This is a genomic window from Burkholderia sp. ABCPW 14, from assembly GCF_001523835.1.
GTDB classification, from domain to species: domain Bacteria; phylum Pseudomonadota; class Gammaproteobacteria; order Burkholderiales; family Burkholderiaceae; genus Burkholderia; species Burkholderia mayonis.
On record NZ_LOVS01000055.1, the window covers coordinates 167,843 to 185,777 of the forward strand.

A 17,935-nucleotide genomic window follows, 5' to 3' on the forward strand; every position below is an offset into this window, starting at 1 on the left:
GTCACGCCTCCGCGCTGCGGCCCTTCAGGGCGAACATCCCTTGCGGGCGTTTCTGGATGAACAGCACGATCATCACGAGCACCGCGATCTTCGCGAGCACGGCGCCCCAGAACGGCTCGATCGCCTTGCTGACGAGCCCGAGGCCGAAGCCGCCGAGCACCGTGCCCGCGATCTGCCCGACGCCGCCGAGCACGACCGCCATGAACGAATCGATGATGTAGTTCTGGCCGAGATCCGGGCCGACATTGCCGATCTGCGACAGCGCGCAGCCGCCGAGCCCTGCGATGCCCGCGCCGAACGCGAACGCATACGAATCGACGCGCGCCGTCTTCACGCCGACGCACGCGGCCATCCGGCGGTTCTGCGTGACCGCGCGCACGAACAGGCCGAGGCGCGTCTTCGTCAGCACCGCCCACGCGACGCCGACCACGGCGAGCGCGAACGCGAGGATCGCGAGGCGGTTGTACGGCAGGATCAGGTTCTGCATCACGGTCACGCCGCCGCTCATCCACGAAGGATTCACGACCTGCACGTTCTGCGCGCCGAAGATCATCCGCGTCGCCTGGATCAGGATGAGACTCACGCCGAAGGTTGCGAGCAGCGTCTCGAGCGGACGGCCGTACAAGTGCTTGAGCACCGTGCGCTCGAGCACGATGCCGACTGCGGCCGCCACGAGAAACGACGCGGGAACCGCGGCGAGCGGATACCAGTCGAACGCGCCCGGCGCGTAGCGCTGCACGAGCGTCTGCACGACGTAGGTCGCGTACGCGCCGATCATCAGGAATTCGCCGTGCGCCATGTTGATGACGCCGATGAGACCGTAGGTGATCGCGAGGCCGAGCGCGGCGAGCAACAGCACGCTGCCGAGCGACAGCCCCGCGAACAGCGTGCCCGCGATCTCGCCGCGGCGCTGGATCGCGTGCAGCGCGTCGAGCCCTTGCCGCGCGGCGTCGCGCACGCGCGCATCGGGCTCCGCGTAGCTGCCGTCGGCGTTTTTCGCGACGAGCGGACGCAACTGCTCGATCATGTCGAGATCGTTGCGCGCGGCGACGAGCTGCACCGCTTCGAGGCGCTTCGCCGGATCGGCGTCGTGCAGCGCGGCGATCGCCCACAGCGCATCGAGGCGGCGCTTGAGCGTCGGGTCGGTTTCCTTCGCGCGCGCCGCGTCGATCATCGGCTTCAGCGATGCATCGGTGCGCTTCAGCAGCGCGTCGATCGCGTTGCGCCGCGTCGCGAGATCGGACGACGCGAGGTCGAGCCCGGACAGCGCGTTCGCGATCTTCGTGCGCAGCAGGTTGTTGAGCATCACGGGCTGCGCGTCGCCCGCCTGCGCCGGCGCGTTCGTCAGCGCGTCGTGCGCGGTGTCGCCGCTCTGGATCAGGATGCGTCCCGCGTCGGTCGCGAGCGCGTCGCCGTTCGCGAGCGCGTTCAAGAGCGCGACGGCGGCGGTGTCGCGCTCGGCGGCGAGACGGTCGATCGCGGCGGTCTTCGCGTCGAAATCGTCGCCGGCGAGCGCGGCGACGTCGGCGGCCGTGACCGCGAACGCCGCGCGGGGCGCGCCGAGCGCGAATGCCGCGCAGACGGCGAGCGCCGCGAACGCACGGGCGGTGCGGCTCAAAGGCGTGGGCATCGGTATGTCCTCGCGAATGGAGAGAAAACGCGCGGCGCGGCCGCGCGCGATGGCGGCGCCGCGCGTTTGCGCGGCGCTTGCGGAGGCGTCAGGCGAGCGCCGCGCGACGGCGGCGCAGGAACTCGGGAATCGAGCCGACCACATCGGGCTTGCCCTGGTTGCCTGCGATGAACGGACTCCACGGTTGCGCGCGGATCGCCGTCTTCGTCTTCCAGACGACGTTGAACTGACCGTCGCCGCGGATCTCGCCGATCATCACCGGCTTGTGCAGGTGGTGGTTGCCGTCCATCGTCAGCGTGAAGCCCGACGGCGCCGCGACGCTCTGGCCGATCATCGCGACGCGCACCTTGTCGACGTCGGTGCTCTTCGCCTTCTCGACTGCCTGCTTCCACATATGGATGCCGACGAAGGTCGCTTCCATCGGATCGTTGGTCACGCGCTTCGCGCCGCCCGGCAGGTTCTGCGACTTCACCCACGCGGCGAACTGCTCCTTGAACTTCGTGTTCGCCGGCCCCTTCACCGACATGAAGTAATTCCACGCGGCCAGATGCCCGACGAGCGGTTTCGTGTCGATCCCGCGCAGCTCTTCCTCGCCGACCGAGAACGCGACGACGGGCACGTCGGTCGCCTTGAGCCCCTGGTTGCCGAGCTCCTTGTAGAACGGCACGTTCGAATCGCCGTTGATCGTCGAGATCACCGCCGTCTTGCCGCCCTGCGCAAAGGTCTTGATGTTCGCGACGATCGTTTGATAATCGCTGTGTCCGAACGGTGTGTAGACTTCCTGAATATCGGAGTCCTTCACGCCCTTCGATTTCAGGAACGCGCGCAGGATCTTGTTCGTCGTGCGCGGATAGACGTAATCGGTGCCGAGCAGGAAGAAGCGCTTCGCGCCGCCGCCTTCCGCGCTCATCATGTATTCGACGGCCGGAATCGCCTGCTGGTTTGGCGCGGCGCCCGTGTAGAACACGTTGCGCGACATCTCTTCGCCTTCGTACTGCACCGGGTAGTAGAGCAGGCCGTTCAGCTCCTCGAACACGGGCAGCACCGATTTGCGCGACACCGACGTCCAGCAGCCGAACACGCACGCGACCTTGTCCTGCGTGAGCAACTGGCGCGCCTTCTCGGCGAAGAGCGGCCAGTTCGATGCGGGGTCGACGACGACGGGCTGGATCTGCCGCCCGAGCACGCCGCCGCTCTTGTTGATGTCGGCGATCGTCATCAGCGCGGTGTCCTTGAGCGAAGTTTCGGAGATCGCCATCGTGCCCGACAGCGAATGCAGGATGCCGACCTTGATCGGGCCTTTGCCCGAATCCGCCGCGCGCGAGAGGGGGCTTTGCCCCGCGAGCGCCATGACGCCTGCCATCGATCCGAACTTCAAAAGACTGCGACGTTTCATCGAGTTCCCCTTGTCTGTTGGAGTGTGGGCGCGCACCGGAGCGGACACGCGGCGAACCCGAATACGCAAGGCATGTGCCAGATGCTGCGCCTTTCGGGTTCGCGCGCCCATCGGCGGGGCTTTCGACGATGCGACGCGGTGCCTGCGACGCTCGCGATCGCGCATCGCGTGGTCCGTCGCGGTGCAGCACCGCGCACGCGCATGCTGCATGGTTGTGCATCGCGAGTCGCGTGCTTACACTCTCAATGCGATTCCCCTTCGATGCGGCGCCCGAGCGGCGCGCTCGTCAGCGCGCGTCGCGACGTATTCCAAACATCATTCGATCGATCTCCGAGGAGTTCTCCATGGCCGAGCACGTTTCGCAGACCCCCGACCTTTCCGCGTTCTGGATGCCGTTCACCGCGAACCGGCAATTCAAGGAGGCGCCGCGTCTCCTGGTTGCGGCGAAGGGGATGTACTACACGTCGCACGATGGCCGCCGCATCCTCGACGGCACGGCGGGCCTCTGGTGCGTGAACGCGGGACACGGGCGCGACGAGATCGTCGCGGCGGTGAAGGCGCAGGCCGAGGAGATGGATTTCGCGCCGACGTTCCAGATGGGCCACCCGAAGGCGTTCGAGGCGGCGACGCGCATCGCGCGCCATACGCCCGGCGATCTGAAGCACGTCTTCTTCACGAACTCCGGATCGGAGGCGGTCGATACCGCGCTCAAGATCGCGCTCGCGTATCACCGCGCGCGCGGCGAAGGGCAGCGCACGCGCTTCATCGGACGCGAGCGCGGCTACCACGGCGTCGGCTTCGGCGGCATTTCGGTGGGCGGCATCGCGCCGAACCGCAAGGCGTATTCGGGCGCGCTGCTGCCGTCCGTCGATCACCTGCCGCATACGCTCAACCTGAAGGAAGCGGCGTTCTCGAAGGGGCAGCCCGCGTGGGGCGCGCATCTGGCCGACGAATTGGAGCGGCTCGTCGCGCTGCACGACGCATCGACGGTCGCCGCGGTGATCGTCGAGCCGGTCGCGGGCTCGACGGGCGTGCTGATTCCGCCGCAAGGCTATCTCGAACGGCTGCGCGAGTTGTGCGACAAGCACGGCATCCTGTTGATCTTCGACGAAGTGATCACCGGCTGGGGGCGGCTCGGCGCGGCGTTCGCGTCGCAGTTCTTCGGCGTGACGCCCGACCTGCTGACGATGGCGAAGGGCACGAACAACGCGGCCGTGCCGATGGGGGCGGTGGCCGCGAGCGGCGCGATCCACGACGCGATCGTGAACGGTGCGCCGGCCGGCATCGAGCTGTTCCACGGTTACACGTATTCGGGGCACCCGCTCGCGGCCGCGGCGGCCGTCGCGACGATCGATCTCTACGAGCGCGAAGGGCTCCTCACGCGCGCCGCGCGGATCGGGCCGATCTTCGAGCGCGAGATCCACAAGCTGAAGGACGCGCGCCACGTGATCGACGTGCGCAATCTCGGCCTCGTCGGCGGCGTCGAGCTGAAGCCGCGCGACGGCCAGCCCGGCGCGCGCGCGTACGAGGTCTTCGTCAAGTGCTTCCGGAAGGGCGCGATGATCCGCTATACGGGCGACATCCTCGCGTTCTCGCCGCCCCTGATCGTCGAGGAGGCACAGATCGTCGAGCTGTTCTCGATCGTCGCGGAAGCGCTGAAGGAAACGGAGTAGGCGGAGAGGGAGGAATGCGCGGGAAGATCACGCGAAACGGCGCGCGTTGCGCGCGCCGCCGCGATGCGCGATCAGTAGCGCGGCACCGACGGATCGACGTCGCGCGACCACGCGTCGATCCCGCCTTGCAGGTTGTAGAGCTTCGTGAAGCCGCGCGATTCGAGGAACATCGCGACTTGCGCGCTGCGCATCCCGTGGTGGCACACGCAGACGATCTCCGCTTCGTCGTCGAGCTCCTCGCTGCGCGCGGGAATCTGCTGCATGGGGATCGACACGCTGCCGTCGATCTTCGCGGTCGCGATTTCCCAGGGCTCGCGCACATCGAGCACGACGGGCGCCGGGCGCGCCGGGTCGCGCAGCCATTCGGCGAGGGCGGACGCGGTCAGGATCTGCATCGGCATGTATCGACTCAGAACTTGAAGCGCGACGGCTCGATCGCGTTGACGAGGTGATCGACGTAGGTTTCGAACACGTCGGCGACGCGGTATTGCTTCTCGTCGATGCGCGTGATGATCTGCGCCTTCATCACCGGCCGGCCGCCGACGAACGCGGCGAGGCGGCCGCCCACCTTCAGTTGCTCGAGCAGCTCTTGCGGAACGACGGGCAGGCCGCCCGACACGCAGATCACGTCATACGGCGCCTTCGCAGGCCAGCCGCGCGAACCGTCGCCGAGCGCGACTTCGACGTTCGTCACGCCGTTCTTCTTCAGATTCTCTTCGGCGAACTTCGCGAGCGCCGGATCGATCTCGACCGTCGTCACGCGCTGGCCGCGCGCGGCGAGGAGCGCGGCCATGTAGCCGGAGCCTGCGCCGATCTCGAGCACGTTCTCGTGCTTCTTCACCGCGAGTTCCTGCAGGATGCGGGCCTCGACGCGCGGAAACAGCATCTTCTGGCCGTTCGGCAGCGGCAGCTCGATGTCGGCGAAGGCCAGGTCGCGGTATGCGGCCGGCACGAAGTTCTCACGCTTGATGACCGACAGCAAGCCCAGGACGTCTAGATCCAGTACATCCCAAGGACGGATCTGCTGTTCGATCATGTTGAAACGTGCTTTTTCGATATTCATGGTGTCATGCTGCCTGGACGGCAATCGGGCGGGGGACGAAAAACTCTCGAATTGTACCAAACGGGGTCGCGGTCTTGCCTTCAGACCGCCTGCAGCGCGAAACCGGCTAGCGCTTGCTGTTCTTGATCTGCTGCTCGAGCGCGGCGTCGAACTTGCTGATCTTGCGCGGCTTCTTCGGGCCGAGCTCGTCGACGAACGCGACGAATTCCTCGAGCGGCAGCGGCTTGGAGAGCTTGTCGGCCGCGCCGCTCGAACGGTCGACGAGGTAGAAAAGGCCGCCCGGCATGCCGACCGCCGCATATTGCGCATTGCCGGTGCGGGTTTTCAGGCGTTCGACCGCGCGGGTCGCTTGCGTGGTGCGCATCGTGCGTGGAAACGGAGTGCGATGAAACCGTCACTTTATCAATAACGCGGGCCGAGCGCGCGGTCAGACGGTCTTCGAATAGCGGGTTTCGGGCGCGCCTGAAAGGTACACGTCGAACACCATCGCGATGTTGCGCAAATACAGGCGCCCCGCCGGGTGAATCGTCAGACGATCGCCGCCGATCGACAGCAGGCCGTCGCGCTCGAAGCCGCGCAGCGTGCCGAGTTCGCGCGCGAACTTGCTCGCGAATCGGATGCCGTACGCCGCCTCGAAATGCGAGAACGGCAGCACGAGATTGCACATCAGGTGCGTGATCACGTCGCGCCGCAGCCGGTCGTCGGCGCGCAGCTTCACGCCTCGCACGATCGGCAGGCGCTGCTCGGCGAGCGCCGCGCCGTAGCGCGGCAGCTCCTTTGCGTTTTGCGCGTAGACGTCGCCGACCTTGCCGATCGACGACGCGCCGATGCCGATCAGGTCGGCGTCCGCGCGCGTGCTGTAGCCCTGGAAATTGCGCTGCAGCGTGCCGTTGCGCTGCGCGCGCACGAGCTCGTCGCCCGGCCGCGCGAAGTGGTCCATTCCGATGTACACGTAGCCCGCTCGGGTGAGCCGCTCGATCGCGAGGCCGAGGAGCGCGATCCGCGTCGCGGGCGGCGGCAGCGCGGCGTCGTCGATCTGGCGCTGCATCTTGAACAGATGCGGCATGTGCGCGTAGCCGAACACCGACAGCCGGTCGGGCTCGAGTTCGACGATCGTGTCGAGCGTGCGCGCGAAGCTCGACACGGTCTGGTGCGGCAGTCCGTAGATGAGGTCGATGCTGATCGAGTGGTAGCCGGTCGCGCGGGCCGCGCGGACGAGGTCGGACGTCATCTTGAGCGGCTGCACGCGGTTGATCGCGCGCTGCACGTCGGGATCGAAGTCCTGCACGCCGAGGCTCACGCGGTTGAAGCCGATCGTGCGCAGATGGACGAGCGTCGCGGGCGACGCAGTGCGCGGGTCGATCTCGATCGAGAACTCGCCCGCGCGGTCGGACGCGAGCGTGAAGTATTCGCGGGTCGCCGCCATCAGCTCGGTGGTTTCGGCGTCCGACAGGAAGGTCGGCGTGCCGCCGCCCCAGTGGAGTTGCGTGACGGTCCGCTCGGGATCGAAGAGCGCCGCCTGCAGCGCGATCTCGTGCTTCAACTGGTCGAGATAGGGGCGCGCGCGCTTGCGGTTGCGGGTCGCGATCTTGTTGCAGCCGCAGTAGAAGCACGCGGTCGCGCAAAACGGGATATGAAAATAGAGCGACAGATCGCTCGCCGACGCGCCCGGGTCGGCGGCCGCGCGGATGTAGTCGGCGGGATCGAAATCCACGCGGAACTGCGCAGCGGTGGGGTAGGACGTATAACGAGGGCCGTTCGCCGTGTACTTGGCAAGCAGGTCGGGGCGAAACAGCGCTTCGGACGGGATCGGCTGCGTCATGCTGGAAGCTCGAATCGTGCTCTGTGACGCCGTTCAGTATATAAATCGGCGGTTTCATTGAATTGTGTAATAACGTCGCAGCGGCCGATGGCACAATACGGATTCCGCGCGCCGCCGGCCCGCCGTTCGGCGTTTGCGGCGGTTGTAGTGGATTTTGGGATATTTGATGTGATGATTGGCGAAGTTGTCGTGAATTCGCGGAAGACGTCCGCGCACGCGTGTCGCGAAGGCTGCGGCGCGTGCTGCATCGCGCCGTCGATCTCGAGCCCGATTCCCGGCATGCCGAACGGCAAGCCGGCCGGCGTGCGCTGCGCGCAGCTCGTCGACGGCGAGCGCTGCGCGATCTTCGGCCGCCTGGAGCGGCCCGCGTGCTGCTCGGGCCTGCGGCCGAGCGACGAGATGTGCGGCGTGTCGCGCGCCGACGCGCTCGCCTGGCTTGGCCGGCTCGAAGCCGAGACGCGGCCCGCGGCGCCGCTTGCCCCAGCAGGAGATTCAGCATGACCCAGACGAGCGCGCCGAGCCGGCGCCGCTTCCTGATCGCCGCGTGCGCGGCCGCGGGCGTCACCGTGTCGCTTGCCGCGTGCGCGTCGACGTTCCCGTTCATCCCCGATCACTACACGTTCTCGCAAGGCGACGTGCAACGCGCGGTCGCCCGCAAGTTCCCGTACCGGAAGACGGTCGCGCAGGTGATCGACGTCGCGCTCGCGAATCCGGCGCTCGGGCTGCTGCCCGACCAGAATCGGGTCGCAGTGCGCCTCGACGCGCGCTTCGAGAGCCCGTTCCTGCGCGAGCCGGTCAACGGCAAGTTCACCGTGTCGGGCCAGCTCGCGTACGACGCGCCGAGCCGCTCGATCGTGCTGAAGGCGCCCGCCGTCGACAGCGTGAACGTCGACGGCGACGCGCAGATGTACACGCAGCAGATCGGTGCGGCGGCGGGCCTCGTCGCGACTCAATTGCTGACCAATTACCCGATCTACACGTTCAAGCCGGAACAGCTGCAATTTGCCGGCGTGAATTACGAACCCGGTACAATCACAATTCTTACAAACGGCATACGCGTGGCGATCGTCGAAAAGTGACGTCGCGCCGCGCGCGGCCGGAGCGGCCGCGGCGGTTCCGTGGCCTCGGTTGACTCACTTCGGAAGCGGGCCACGGATGGATTGGATACTGATTTGCAAAGCGCTGGCGCTCGGCATCATTGAGGGGCTGACTGAATTCCTGCCGGTGTCGAGCACCGGCCATTTGATCGTCGCGGGCAGTTTCCTGCGTTTTCATCCGGAACAGGCGAAAACGTTCGATGTCGTGATCCAGTTCGGCGCGATTCTCGCCGTGTGCTGGGAATATCGCCGCCGGATCGTGGACGTCGTGACCGGCCTGCCCGCCCAGCGCGAAGCGCGGCGCTTCGTGATGAACGTCGTGATCGCGACGCTTCCGGCGATCTCGCTCGCGCTGCTGTTCGAGAAGACCATCAAATCGGTGCTGTTCGCGCCGGTGCCCGTCGCGGTCGCGCTCGTCGCCGGCGGCGTGGTGATTTTGTGGGTCGAAGGGCGGCAGCGCGAGCGGGGGGCGCCGGCGCGCGTGCAGTCGATCGATGCGCTGACGCCGCTCGACGCACTGAAGGTCGGCCTCGCGCAGTGCTTCGCATTGATTCCGGGGATGTCGCGGTCCGGCTCGACGATCATCGGCGGGATGCTGTGCGGTCTCGATCGGCGCATCGCGACCGAATTCTCGTTCTTTCTCGCGATCCCGGTGATCTTCGGCGCGACGCTATACGAGACCGCCAAGGACTGGCGCGCATTCGACGCCGATTCGATCGGCCTCTTCTCGATCGGCCTCGTCGCCGCCTTCGTCAGCGCGTTCGCGTGCGTGCGCTGGCTGCTGCGCTACGTCGCGTCGCACGATTTCACCGCGTTCGCGTGGTATCGGATCGCGTTCGGGCTGTTCGTGCTGCTCGTCGGTTACAGCGGCTGGATCGAGTGGACCTGAGGCCGTGGCCGCGGTTCTCGCCAGAACAGCCGATATATGCGGCGGCGGTGCGCTCGCCGCTGCAAACCTTCGTTCGACCGGGGTCGATGCCGCGCGTGATTCGCGCGGCGTCGCACGTCAGTCCGCGCGTTTCCTGAACACGAGATCCCACACGCCGTGCCCGAGCCGCAAGCCGCGGCGCTCGAACTTCGTCACCGGACGATAGTCGGGGCGGGGCGCATAGCCTTCCGCGGTGTTCTCGAGCGTCGGATCGGCGCCGAGCACTTCGAGCATCTGTTCCGCATAGTTCTGCCAGTCGGTCGCGCAATGCAGGTACGCGCCTGGCTTCAGCCGCGTCGCGAGCTGCGCGACGAATGGCGGCTGGATCAGCCGGCGCTTGTGATGGCGCGCCTTGTGCCACGGGTCCGGGAAGAAGATGTGGGCGCCGTCGAGGCTGCCCGGCGCGATCATGTGCTCGAGCACCTCGACCGCGTCGTGCTGGATGATCCGGATGTTCGTCAACTGCTGCTCGCCGATCAGCTTCAGCAGCGCGCCGACGCCCGGTTCGTGCACCTCGACGCCGATGAAGTCGTCACCCGGGCGAAGCGCGGCGATTTCGGCCGTCGAAGCACCCATCCCGAAGCCGATCTCGAGCACGCGCGGCGCGCGGCGACCGAAGATCGCGTCCCAGTCCGGCCGTGCGCGCTCGTACGGGACGACGAAGCGCGGGCCGAACTCGTCGAGCGCGCGGCGCTGGCCGGTCGACACGCGGCCGGCGCGCGTCACGAAGCTGCGGATGCGGCGAAGATGGAGCGGGTTCGATTCGTCGTCGCCGGCGCCGGCTGCCGGAGCGGCGTCGGTCGCCGGTGCGGAGGCGGCGTCGTTGGCGTCGTCGTGCGGCACGCCGGGAGCGTTCGGATCGTCGTGAGTCATCGTGGCAATGAAAGGCGAGTGGCGGGCCGGGTGCCGCGGCGCGTGCGGCAGCGTCGCGATCGACGGGCCGCCCGGTACTGCGTATGAAATACGAAAAAGCCGCCTTCGACGAGGCGGCTTCGCGTGCTTCGGCTGCGGATGGCATCCACGGCCGGAAAGTGGAGCGGGCGATGGGAATCGAACCCACGTCATCAGCTTGGGAAGCTGAGGTAATGGCCATTATACGACGCCCGCAAAACGCGCAATTCTACAGGGTTTGACGCGGGGATGGCAAGCGGGCGGTTTGGGGCGGTGGCAGCGAAACTGGCATGGCTCGATGTTGGAGCGGTGGCATTGCTGGGGCGGGAGGCCGAGATGCGACGACCGAAGGAATTACCTTCTATCGATTGCCTCTGAATGGATCGGCGTCAAATTTCGTCAAGCCAGACAATATTCCTCAGACTTTAGCTAGAATCGCGCGAGAGCGACCTTGCGTCGCCGCTGGCTGACCGTCCTTGTGTCGCTTCTCTGACGGTCGAACCTGAGAGAGAAGGACAACGTGAAATGGTACTCAGACCACCCGCACTCGGGGGCCTGAAAAATCGCGGCCTGTATGAGGTCGTCCACCGGGGCTTGTTGCAGCACGACCGGCTGTTGATGCTGGATACGCCGCTCGGCAAGAACGTATTGACGCCATTGCGGGCGCGCGGATCATCCGGAATCGGCGGCGATTATCACTGGACCGTGGATGTTGCATCGCTGCGCGGTGACACCGATTTGCTGTCGCTGATGCATCAGCCAGTCACCCTCTGGATTCAGCAGCGGACGGCACTTTACGCCGATTCGGCCTATCGACCCGTGCATGGATTCGTGCATCAGGTTGGGTATTTGGGCGGCGACGGTAGCGTGTCAACGTACCAGCTCGAATTTTCCTCCGCCCTGATTTTCCTGAGCAAGACCCATAACGACGAGGGTTGGCTCGAAAAGGACGCGCGCGAAATCATTTCCGACGTTCTCAACCGATATCCGCAGTTCCAAGGGCGGTTCCGGTTCGAACTGACGCGCGAACCTGCTGTGCGGTCATGGTGCCGTCAAAGCGAATCCGACCTGCATTTTGTGCATCGCCTTCTCGAAGATGAAGGCTGGTACTTCTATTGGCTGCACGAGCCGACGAAAGAAGGTGAGTTGCCGAAAACGACGCTCGTCATTCTCGATCGTGTATCGTCACTGCCGGAAGCGAAACCGGCCGAATACTATCGCGGTAACGCTGATCACGAAGCGGATGGGTTTACGCAATGGGCAGTCGTGCAGACGATGCAGAGTCTGCGCTACATGTCCCGCGCGTTCGACTACAAGCGGCCAACATCCCATTTCCAGACCGACAGCGCCCTGCAATCCACAACCTACGCGGCGGACGGCGGGCGATATTCGGATTCGCGCAGCATTCCTGTTGCACCCATGACGGTTTACGAGCCGACAGCGTACGGCTACCCCGATTCGGACAGCGGTGCAGCCCGCGCACATCGGCGTGTAGAGGGATGGGATTCGCGCGCTCGCCGCTTTTTCGGCGTCGGGGGTTTGCGATGGCTCGACGCCGGGTTGCGATTCACGCTGAACAACCATCCACGCCATCCCGACAGCGATCCGAAGAAGCGGGAATTTCTCGCCATCGAGGCGCGTTGGTACGTCGAAAACAACGTGTCGATTGGTCAACAGGCGACGGAATATCCGCGTAGTCTGCGCGCGACGCTGGCCGAGCAGCAGGCAGCACACGGGACGCGCTTTAAGACACCTGAACACGCACAAGACGGAACAGCGGGATTTTTCGTCATCGAGGTTGAGGCGCAAGAGGCGAGCGTCGAATATCGCAGCCCGCTCGCGCATCCCAAGCCGAACATGACCATCGAGCATGCGATCGTCGTGACGCAGCAAGGATCGGAAGCGTGGACGAACGAGCGGAACCAAGTACGTGTGCATTTCGCATGGGACCGCAAAAATCCGGACGGCACGTTCGCATCGTCGCCGCTGCTATCGACCATGCAGGCCGATACAGGCAACGGCTACGGATCGGTGCACGTGCCACGGGCCGGTGAATGGGTTTTAATCGCCTACTGGGCAAACGATTGCGACAAGCCGTTCATTTTGGGGCGCGTCAACGGCGGCACGACGCCTTCGCAGTGGCATTCGAATGTGCTGCTGTCGGGATTCCAGTCACAGGGCTTTGGCGGTACGGGCGCGTTCAATTCGTTCGTCCACGACGACGCCACGAATCAAAGCGGTACACGGCTCGTCAGCTACACGGGCAGCAGCTACGCATCGATCGCTCAGGGATATTTGATTCAGCAGAGCGGCAACACGCGCGGGCGATATCTCGGTTCGGGATTGCTGTTGCATGCCGACCATTACGCATCTGTGCGCGGCAGCCGGGGCGTGTCGATCAGCGCGCATCCCGTGTCGCGTGACAGTGATCAACTCGATGTTGACGAAGCACGCGAGCAGCTTACGCGCTCAAAAGACCTGCTCGGCAGCATCTCGGATGCGAGTGAACAGCATCAGGCCGAGAGCCTGAAACTCGGTGTCGATGCACTGACGACATTCACCGATGCAACGAAGCAGTCGGCATCCGGCGAAGCATCCGGAGGTCGGACTGCGGGCGGTGGCACGGGTAACGCCAACGCGTTCGCTGCACCGCTGTTGCTGCTCGGCAGTCCGGCCGGTATCGGCCTGTCTACACATCAATCGCTTCACGCGAGTGCCGACCAACAGGCGAACTGGATCAGCGGCCAGGATTCATATTTCGCGGCGGGTGGATCGATGCACGCCGCTACGGTAAATCATCTGAGCCTGTTCGCACGAAACCAGGGGATCAAGGCCGTTGCGGGTAACGGCAAGGTCGAGATACAGGCGCAGGCTGGTGATCTGGAAATGATCGCGCAGCAGCTTGTGAAACTGTTGTCGGTGGCCGGCCGGATGGAAATTGCAGCCGATCAGGAATTGGTCCTGTACTGCGGCGGTGCGACGATCCGCATCAAAGGCGGCAACGTCTCGATACACGCGCCGGGTAACGTTGATTTCAAGGGGGCGTCGTTCAGCTTCGCAGGGCCGGTCAGTGAGTCGTACACGATGCCGCAGTTCAAGCCGTCGTATCAGGCGCAATACGTCCTGAAGAACCAGACGGACGGTACACCGATGATTCGACATGCATACGAACTGAAACTGCCGTCGGGAAGAACCGTGCTCGGGCACACGAACGATCTTGGCGAAACGGTGCCGGTTTTTACGCCGAGCGCACAGAGCGTGAGCCTCAAGGCGTTCGAGCAGGAAAAGCAGGATGTGGAGCCGTGGAAGTATGCAGGCGGCGGGGAACCTGACATTTGGGCCGATTATGTGAAGGTCGACCCCGACGAGCACACGTGAGTGCCGACGATACTTGGAGAACACAATGGGCGGGTCACTTCAACCGGCGGGCGCGTGCGAGACGATCAAAGAGCGTGTACCTGAGTACGCGTATCTGCCGCCAAACACCAAGGGATATTTGCAGGAAAAGGTCGAGACTGCGCTGAAAACGGCGAAGTACGTTCCCGTCAAGTTGCGCGATGGTTCGATCGTTCACCGGTTGCTCATGCAGTCCGCGATGAGTGTGCCGATGATCATTGAAGAAAGTAAGAAATGGAAGTGGCTGTTCAAGTACAAGGCCGAAGTCAGCTTCGATATGGAGCCTAGTGTTCTTTCGGAAGGGGCCGAAGCGCCTATACCATTTTTGAGTAACGAAAAACCCTACGGATCGGAACGCCGTCGCAGTCTAAATCCATTTCCGCCGGGAGCAATAGTCGGTTTGCTGCGGCGTCCCGATGTAATCATTGTAGAAAAAGAGGCGATTCTCTGGCCGGGTCGTGGGACGATCGATCGCGAAGGAGGGCGTCACGTCAACAATTTGCTACGGCTCGTGGAAGTGAAGTTTCCCGGTGATACCTTGGGAAGGGCGCAGGAGTTGGCCTATCAGGCGATTGCTGGTGACTTCAAAAATCGCATGTCGGTGATCGATGTGACCGATTGCAACGGCGAACTGCAGAAAATTCCCAAGCCTGCGCCCATTCCCGCACCGAAAACCAACGATGAGAAGGAGCGGCAGACTGTGCCCATCCGCAGTATTCCCGCTGTCCCGCACCATGTCTGGTATGAGGACTGGTGGCAAAAGGCACACGAGTTCGGCGAAGAGGTTGAACATGCTGTCGCCTCTGTTTGGGACGCTGTTCATCGTGGGTATTCATACGTGTCTGCTGAAACCAGCGCATTCCTGCATAAGCATGCGGCGTGGATGTTTACGGCCGGTCAGTGGGTCGCGGACAAGGCGCATAGCGCTTGGGTGTGGGTTGACGAAACAGGGCGCGAAATCTGCCGCTACACGGCTGCGCAACTCAAGACAGGGTGGGACGCAATTGTGCGCATGACCGATATGACGTGGGATGTGCTCACTCATATCGATTGGGCGCAGGTCGGCGTGACGCTGTTGAAAGGAGTCGCGATAGCGGTAGCCATTGTCGTCGGCGTCGCAATCGTGATCCTGTTGTTGCCCGAGTTGATCGCAATATTTGCTGCTCTGTGTGCGATTATCGCGGCTGGTGCGGAGGCCGCTGCGGCATTGGCTGCGACCCTTGGTGTCGTCGTTGGGGGTGGGAGTGCAGTTGCGGCACTGTCTGCAAGCTGACCGAATTCATGTGCGACTGATCAATAGATGATCCGATTATGATTTTGAGTGATTCGAAACCTGTCTTGACGCCGTTGCAGGCGCTTTCCCGCTATCAGGAAGATTTGAGCGTGCGCCTTGCCGACAACTCAATGGGCGTGTTACCGGGTGTCATCGGTACGGTGTTCTTTGAACGCGGCTCGCAGCCTGAGGTCCGACAGGCGATCCTTGACTGCTTTGACCGCTTCGCCGAAATGTTCGGCGAGCACCTGAAGGGCGGCAAGGACACCGATGAGGGGAAATTTACGAAACGAGATGCGAAGGGCATTGAGAAGATTCGTCGTGCGATCATCGATACGCCGTCACATTTAGCAGTGAGCGTGGTGCGTTCCAGCGCTACTGACCAAGACACGGCCGCAGAATACGATATCGCAACATTGACCGGGACTGCGAGCAGCCGCGATTACGTTTCGCCGCGCGGATGGACTGCAAAGAAAGGACAAGAGTCCGGTCTGTCGTACTTGAAATTCAATGTACCGATGGATTTGGTGACCACTGACGATGGCATCGCTCAGTATGAAGCGTTCCTGCGCTATGTATGTAACAAACTGGTCGTGCGCGGAGGATACGGCGGATTAGCGCCAATCCTGCCTTACAGCTACCATCGATATATGCCGCAGGAATGGGCGCTAGCGGAACGATTCAGCGGATTGGAAATTGATAGCACCGCCCACTTTCAGGCAAGGGAATACAGTCCGATTTCCTATGAGGGCGAGTCGAAAGAGGAGATGACAGCTTTCTATCCCGGTTTACATCCCGGTGCGAAGGTCGGTCGGTGGGGCTTCATCAAAGGCGTCAACTGGTACACGATCTTGGGCGAATTGTTCATCGAGCGCTTGGGCGGCGAGGTGGCGATCCGGGAAAGGCTTGATCGTCCTGATATTCACATCGAGCGCGCGAATGCGTGTCTGATGATCCGCGCGGGCGACTTCCCCCGCCTTGGCGCTCCTGAAGAGGGCTTGCCTGAACCGTACGTGTTCGTGAATAGCGTCCTGCGTGTGCTGCGCGACCCGAAGCCCGACGCACTGCACACCTATATTCCCGATCTTCCGAGCGCCGATGTGAAGAACGCCCGCAAGTGGGTAGCCCGTTTTGATTTGCCTGATGCACCGCCGATTCCTGAGCCGCCGACAATCGTCCCGCCGCCTGTGAATCGCGAACCGGCCCGCCAGAGTGTGGGAGGTGGCAGTGCATGTCCGGAAGCGGGATGGTGGCACACACCAGCCAAGGCGGGAAGCCGTCGTTATTTCGAGGTGGGTGAAATCATGCCCGTGATTGAGGGAAGCTCTTGGGGTACGACGAACTGGCACTGGTCGCCGAACCAGAAGCAAGACGGGTAACGCCGATCATGACGAGATATCTGATTCTCGACGGCGACCATACGACGGTAGCGGGAACGGTCCAAGCCAAGATCACGCCGTTTGCACTCGACGGCAGGCACATCGCGCACGAGGACGACGATGTGTTTTGCCCAGTATGTAAATCGATCGGCAAGATTCAGTGCGTCGGTCTGCGGCTTCCGATGACAGGACCGGACGGTCGCCGTGTCGCACTGAGTGACGATCTTTGCATTTGCAAGTGTCCGACGCCACCGAAGCTCATCGCGTCGCAGCAGGTGATGAAGGTTGACGTGTGATGTCTGATTGGCACGACCGGAAGTAAGCTGTTCGTGGCTGTACTGACTTCGCCCTGTTGTCGTCACCCCAGGTATCAGGGGATGGTGGCGACATGAACGACACCAAACAAACGGATGACCTTTCGTCGCTGAACGCCGATCAAATTCACGAACTGGTGGCGGCCGTTCGTGAAGACTTTGGGCATGACCTTTCCCGAGCAGACTTTATCGATAGTCTTCTGATGCTACTCGAAGACGTTCCGGGATTCGAGTCGGGCGACATTCCCATGTCGTTGCTTGAATCGGTATGGACGGCATATCGCGATACCGCGAAGTCAGGGGATCGTGCATGACGCGATCATTATTCCCACTTGGTCAGATTGTCGCCACACGCGGCGTGTTCGCGCATCTCGTACATCACTGCATCGTACTCTTGGGGTGCGAGATCCTTCGAGTCTCGCCACGACAAGATCGTGTAGCCCTTGTCTGTTCGTAATTCGGATAGGCGTTGGTGCCAGTTCTCTGGCTCTTTGCCGGTAACTGGATTGGTGGCTGCCCGTAGGATCTGGTCACGCGTGACCACTAGGCCAATATTGTTGAGAAATAGCGCTTCGATCCGCTGGCTCACGGTCTTTTGATCGTACCTATTGGCGTCTTCGCTATATTTTTTTGTGCTGCCGAGCATGGCTTGGTTTCGTGGTTGAAAACTGATAGCTTGCCATGCTTGGGCCTGCGTACCGAGGCACACGTGATGTACGTAGACGTGAAACCTTCGAGTAGTTGTCGGTCATGACCCTATCCGGCACAATAGCTCCGTTCGGTAGCGCCCACGGGCATCTCTGCGGGTTGCGCTGCACGTTACCAATCGGCCCTCTGGCGCCCATGCGAGCGATCGCGTGTGCGTGACCGGCGGAATCAGGGGCGGGTCCGAATCGCAAGATGCGGTCCGCAACGAGGATGCCGAAGGGGCTTTCAGCCGCTGGGCTAGGGCGTGTTCACACTATCGAAGGGCTTCGACAATCAGGGCGAAGTTGATAAAGGCAATGAACATCAGATCGAGTTTGTCGAAGCGCGAGAAGATGCGACGAAAGCCCTTCAATCGACGGAACAGC

The 17,935-nt window shown here is 63.3% G+C and carries 17 protein-coding genes, 1 tRNA gene and 2 pseudogenes; 10 read left to right on the top strand and 10 right to left on the bottom strand.

Annotated features, from left to right (window positions below; genetic code table 11):
• Nucleotide 1: 1 nt before the first annotated feature.
• Together urtB and urtA are read right to left on the bottom strand one after the other, a co-directional pair.
• On the bottom strand, nt 2-1,630 hold the full coding sequence (gene urtB / locus WS62_RS08215; RefSeq protein WP_066570023.1) for an urea ABC transporter permease subunit UrtB: 1,629 nt from the start codon (nt 1,628-1,630) through the stop codon (nt 2-4).
• 88 nt (nt 1,631-1,718) lie between these two features.
• Nucleotides 1,719-3,026, bottom strand: a complete 1,308-nt coding sequence (urtA, locus tag WS62_RS08220) for an urea ABC transporter substrate-binding protein (protein ID WP_059470338.1) — start codon at nt 3,024-3,026, stop codon at nt 1,719-1,721.
• A gap of 344 nt (nt 3,027-3,370) precedes the next feature.
• On the opposite strand from urtA, the gene WS62_RS08225 reads away from it, so the two are divergent.
• Nucleotides 3,371-4,699, top strand: a complete 1,329-nt coding sequence (locus WS62_RS08225) for an aspartate aminotransferase family protein (protein WP_066569958.1) — start codon at nt 3,371-3,373, stop codon at nt 4,697-4,699.
• 71 nt (nt 4,700-4,770) lie between these two features.
• Here the strand turns inward: WS62_RS08225 and WS62_RS08230 are convergent, their stop codons facing one another.
• The 4 genes from WS62_RS08230 to hemN all read right to left on the bottom strand — a co-directional run bounded on the left by WS62_RS08230 (nt 4,771) and on the right by hemN (nt 7,584).
• A complete protein-coding gene (locus tag WS62_RS08230) occupies nt 4,771-5,094 on the bottom strand; it encodes a rhodanese-like domain-containing protein (protein ID WP_059470448.1) in 324 nt (107 codons plus the stop codon).
• 14 nt (nt 5,095-5,108) lie between these two features.
• Entirely contained in the window at nt 5,109-5,762 is a 654-nt protein-coding gene (locus WS62_RS08235; protein ID WP_066486905.1) for a protein-L-isoaspartate O-methyltransferase family protein, read from the bottom strand.
• A gap of 106 nt (nt 5,763-5,868) precedes the next feature.
• A complete protein-coding gene (locus WS62_RS08240; protein ID WP_066569961.1) occupies nt 5,869-6,126 on the bottom strand; it encodes a hypothetical protein in 258 nt (85 codons plus the stop codon).
• 63 nt (nt 6,127-6,189) lie between these two features.
• Nucleotides 6,190-7,584 (bottom strand): oxygen-independent coproporphyrinogen III oxidase, encoded by a 1,395-nt coding sequence (gene hemN / locus WS62_RS08245; RefSeq protein ID WP_066569963.1) that lies wholly within the window; start codon nt 7,582-7,584, stop codon nt 6,190-6,192.
• A 44-nt stretch (nt 7,585-7,628) separates the two neighbouring features.
• Here hemN and WS62_RS39010 point away from each other — a divergent pair.
• The 4 genes and pseudogenes from WS62_RS39010 to WS62_RS08260 all read left to right on the top strand — a co-directional run.
• Nucleotides 7,629-7,718 (top strand): annotated as a pseudogene (locus WS62_RS39010) (coproporphyrinogen III oxidase); the annotation flags it as partial.
• A 37-nt stretch (nt 7,719-7,755) separates the two neighbouring features.
• On the top strand, nt 7,756-8,085 hold the full coding sequence (locus WS62_RS08250; protein WP_066569965.1) for a YkgJ family cysteine cluster protein: 330 nt from the start codon (nt 7,756-7,758) through the stop codon (nt 8,083-8,085).
• Nucleotides 8,082-8,663: a DUF1439 domain-containing protein gene (locus tag WS62_RS08255; protein ID WP_066569967.1), complete on the top strand. Its 582-nt coding sequence runs from the start codon at nt 8,082-8,084 to the stop codon at nt 8,661-8,663. Before WS62_RS08250 ends, WS62_RS08255 begins: the two co-directional genes overlap by 4 nt.
• A 76-nt stretch (nt 8,664-8,739) precedes the next feature.
• A complete protein-coding gene (locus WS62_RS08260) occupies nt 8,740-9,570 on the top strand; it encodes an undecaprenyl-diphosphate phosphatase (protein ID WP_066569970.1) in 831 nt (276 codons plus the stop codon).
• A gap of 117 nt (nt 9,571-9,687) precedes the next feature.
• On the opposite strand, the gene trmB is transcribed toward WS62_RS08260, so the two are convergent.
• Complete coding sequence (gene trmB / locus WS62_RS08265) at nt 9,688-10,482, bottom strand: tRNA (guanosine(46)-N7)-methyltransferase TrmB (protein WP_066569973.1); 795 nt, start codon at nt 10,480-10,482, stop codon at nt 9,688-9,690.
• 159 nt (nt 10,483-10,641) lie between these two features.
• Nucleotides 10,642-10,716 (bottom strand) — tRNA-Gly (locus WS62_RS08270).
• A 309-nt stretch (nt 10,717-11,025) separates the two neighbouring features.
• On the opposite strand from WS62_RS08270, the gene WS62_RS08275 reads away from it, so the two are divergent.
• From WS62_RS08275 to WS62_RS08295, 5 genes are all read left to right on the top strand, one after another.
• Nucleotides 11,026-13,878, top strand: a complete 2,853-nt coding sequence (locus tag WS62_RS08275) for a type VI secretion system Vgr family protein (RefSeq protein ID WP_066569976.1) — start codon at nt 11,026-11,028, stop codon at nt 13,876-13,878.
• Nucleotides 13,879-13,903: 25 nt separating this feature from the next.
• On the top strand, nt 13,904-15,169 hold the full coding sequence (locus tag WS62_RS08280) for a VRR-NUC domain-containing protein (protein WP_066570025.1): 1,266 nt from the start codon (nt 13,904-13,906) through the stop codon (nt 15,167-15,169).
• Nucleotides 15,170-15,207: 38 nt separating this feature from the next.
• Nucleotides 15,208-16,548 carry a type VI immunity family protein gene (locus WS62_RS08285; protein ID WP_066569979.1) on the top strand — a complete coding sequence of 447 codons (1,341 nt, stop codon included), beginning with the start codon at nt 15,208-15,210 and terminating at the stop codon, nt 16,546-16,548.
• Between the two features lie 8 nt (nt 16,549-16,556).
• Nucleotides 16,557-16,844 (top strand): PAAR domain-containing protein, encoded by a 288-nt coding sequence (locus tag WS62_RS08290; RefSeq protein ID WP_044357849.1) that lies wholly within the window; start codon nt 16,557-16,559, stop codon nt 16,842-16,844.
• Between the two features lie 92 nt (nt 16,845-16,936).
• The gene (locus tag WS62_RS08295; protein ID WP_066569981.1) at nt 16,937-17,176 is read left to right on the top strand and encodes a hypothetical protein; all 240 of its coding nucleotides are present in this window, start codon (nt 16,937-16,939) and stop codon (nt 17,174-17,176) included.
• 8 nt (nt 17,177-17,184) lie between these two features.
• Here WS62_RS08295 and WS62_RS08300 read toward each other — a convergent pair whose 3' ends face one another.
• Both WS62_RS08300 and WS62_RS08305 read right to left on the bottom strand, forming a co-directional pair.
• Complete coding sequence (locus WS62_RS08300) at nt 17,185-17,508, bottom strand: hypothetical protein (RefSeq protein WP_197422786.1); 324 nt, start codon at nt 17,506-17,508, stop codon at nt 17,185-17,187.
• A gap of 315 nt (nt 17,509-17,823) precedes the next feature.
• Nucleotides 17,824-17,935: pseudogene (locus WS62_RS08305) on the bottom strand (IS5-like element ISCARN85 family transposase); the annotation flags it as partial.